At 56.3% G+C, this 2,712-nt stretch carries 2 protein-coding genes; both read left to right on the plus strand.

The features are described 5' to 3' along the window. Positions 1-360: 360 nt before the first annotated feature. Positions 361-1,848 (plus strand): group II intron reverse transcriptase/maturase, encoded by a 1,488-nt coding sequence (ltrA, locus tag OGY37_RS11980; protein WP_162720562.1) that lies wholly within the window; start codon positions 361-363, stop codon positions 1,846-1,848. Between the two features lie 151 nt (positions 1,849-1,999). Continuing rightward, positions 2,000-2,697 (plus strand): IS1 family transposase gene (locus tag OGY37_RS11985; RefSeq protein ID WP_088765925.1). Its coding sequence is split into 2 segments (ribosomal slippage): positions 2,000-2,249 and positions 2,249-2,697, totalling 699 coding nucleotides; the frame shifts between segments, so codons are not numbered across the junction. The last annotated feature ends 15 nt before the right edge of the window (positions 2,698-2,712 follow it).

Below are 2,712 nucleotides of genomic sequence, written 5' to 3' on the forward strand. Positions count from 1 at the left end.
CGCCGGGAGACCGGTAGAGATCAAGGGGTGAAAGTCCCCGACCATTGAAGGACCAGCAATCCACAAGGTCCCCGAGTCATGCGTTGCATACCGCGAGGTATGGGGCGAAGCGTTGACAGGGGTGTTGACAGGCCAGCCATTGAGCCACGAAATGTATATTAAATTACCGGGTGCCGACGTTGTACTGTTAACGGAAGGCAACATCATAGGGTGCGATACTGCGAGTGCCACATGGACCCGGCGGGGTCTGAGACCCTGGCATGTCAATACGATCTCTACGCGGGAACCGGGAGATCTCCCCTCTGACCATCTGCCAGTGTCGGAGATGGCCCGCACCGGGAAGACGAGGAGTCATAGCCGGTGATGTACGGAGAGGAGAAGTCGGACTCGCTCATAGTAGCGGCGAAGCAGGCGAACAACCCGAAAGGAGCGGAGTCAGTGGAGCGAAGGAGCGGGGCCAAGGGGAACGCGGAACAGCCACACATGCGCCGGACACAGAGCCGGGAAAGCATGTCACAGAGGCTGTCACGCGTGCGGGAAGCTGCGAAGCAGCGGAAGAAAGAACGGTTTACAGCATTGTTCCACCTGCTGACAGTCGAAGCACTGGAAGCCGCATTCCTCTCCCTGAGCAGGAAAGCGGCCGCGGGAGTGGATGGCATCAGGTGGATGGACTACGCCGGAAACATGAAGAACAACATAACAGATCTGCACCGGAGGCTACATCAGGGCAGCTACAGGGCGCAGCCCGGCAGGCGTCACTACATCCCAAAAGCGGATGGAAAACAACGCCCGCTCGGCATCGCCTCGCTGGAGGACAAGATCGTCCAGTATGCGCTGGTGAAAATCCTGAACGCAGTCTATGAAAACGACTTTATGGGGTTCTCATACGGGTTCAGACCCGGGCGAAACCAGCACGATGCACTGGACGCACTGGCCACAGGGCTGGTACGCACTAACGTAAACTGGGTACTGGATGCCGACATCAGTCAGTTCTTCGACAGGGTGAGCCACGAATGGCTGATCAGGTTCACAGAGCATCGGATCGGCGACCGGAGGGTAATCAGGCTCATACGTAAGTGGCTCACAGCCGGGACGTCGGAGGAGGGTCAATGGCGAGCAACGGAGGAAGGCACCCCACAGGGTGCGGTCATCTCACCGCTGCTGGCAAACATATACCTCCACTACGTCTTCGATCTGTGGGCGCATCAGTGGCGACGTCGCTATGCCACAGGCAATGTGGTAATGGTCAGATACGCCGATGACATCGTCATCGGGTTCGACAAACGATACGATGCCCGGCGCTTCCGTATAGCCATGCAGCGCAGACTGAGGAAGTTCGGACTCACGGTTCACCCGGAGAAAACCCGTCTGATGGAGTTCGGCCGCTTCGCTGCCGAAAACCGTGCCATCAGGGGAAAAGGCAAACCAGAAACGTTCAACTTCCTCGGGTTCACGCACATCAGCGGGAAAGATCGCAACGGCAGGTTCATGCTGATACGAAAGACCCGCCGGGATCGGATGACGGCAACTCTGAAAGCCATCAAAGACGGTCTGCGAAGGCGCTGGCATTACTCAATCCCCGAACAGGGAAAATGGCTCAGGAGAGTGGTTCAGGGATACCTGAACTATCACTCGGTACCGGGCAACTTCCCCACCATGCAGAAGTTCAGGACACACGTAACAAACCTCTGGCGCCGGGCGCTCAGGCGCAGGAGCCAGAAGGATGATACGACCTGGACGAAAGCAAACAAACTGGCAGCCGCATGGCTACCAAGGGTTCGGGTTCTTCATCCATGGCCTGTGGAGCGGTTCACCGCCAGACACCCGAGGCAGGAGCCCGGTGCGTAAATCGCGCACGCCGGGATCTGTGCGGGGGGTATCCGGTAACGGGTATCCCTACCGCGACATATTTAACAGCGTGACGATAATCCAGATCGCCTGCCGGGTAATAGTGCCAACTTACTGATTTAGTGTACGATGGTGTTTTTGAGGTGCTCCCGTGGCTTCCATCTCCATCAGTTGTCCCTCCTGCTCAGCTACTGAAGGCGTGGTGCGTAACGGTAAAAGTACTGCCGGACATCAGCGCTATCTCTGCTCTCACTGCCGTAAAACATGGCAGCTACAGTTTACTTACACCGCCTCTCAGCCCGGTACACACCAGAAAATTATTGATATGGCCATGAATGGCGTCGGATGTCGCGCCAGTGCACGCATTATGGGCGTTGGCCTCAACACGATTTTACGACACTTAAAAAACTCAGGCCGCAGTCGGTAAACTCACGCATACAACCGGGCAGTGACGTCATTGTTTGCGCGGAAATGGACGAACAGTGGGGTTACGTCGGTGCTAAATCACGCCAGCGCTGGTTGTTTTACGCGTATGACAGGATACGGAGGACGGTTGTGGCGCACGTATTCGGTGAACGCACGCTGGCCACGCTGGAGCGTCTTCCGGGCCTGCTGTCGACCTTTGAGGTCGTGGTATGGATGACGGATGGCTGGCCGCTTTATGAATCACGCCTGAAGGGAGAACTGCACGTAATCAGCAAGCGATATACGCAGCGCATTGAGCGGCATAACCTGAATCTGAGGCAACATCTGGCAAGGCTGGGCAGGAAGTCACTGTCGTTCTCAAAATCGGTGGAGCTGCATGACAAAGTCATCGGGCATTATCTGAACATAAAACACTATCAGTAAGTTGGAGTCATTACC

Origin of the sequence: Citrobacter sp. Cpo030 (genome assembly GCF_030333005.1) — a bacterium.
Classification (GTDB): domain Bacteria; phylum Pseudomonadota; class Gammaproteobacteria; order Enterobacterales; family Enterobacteriaceae; genus Citrobacter; species Citrobacter portucalensis.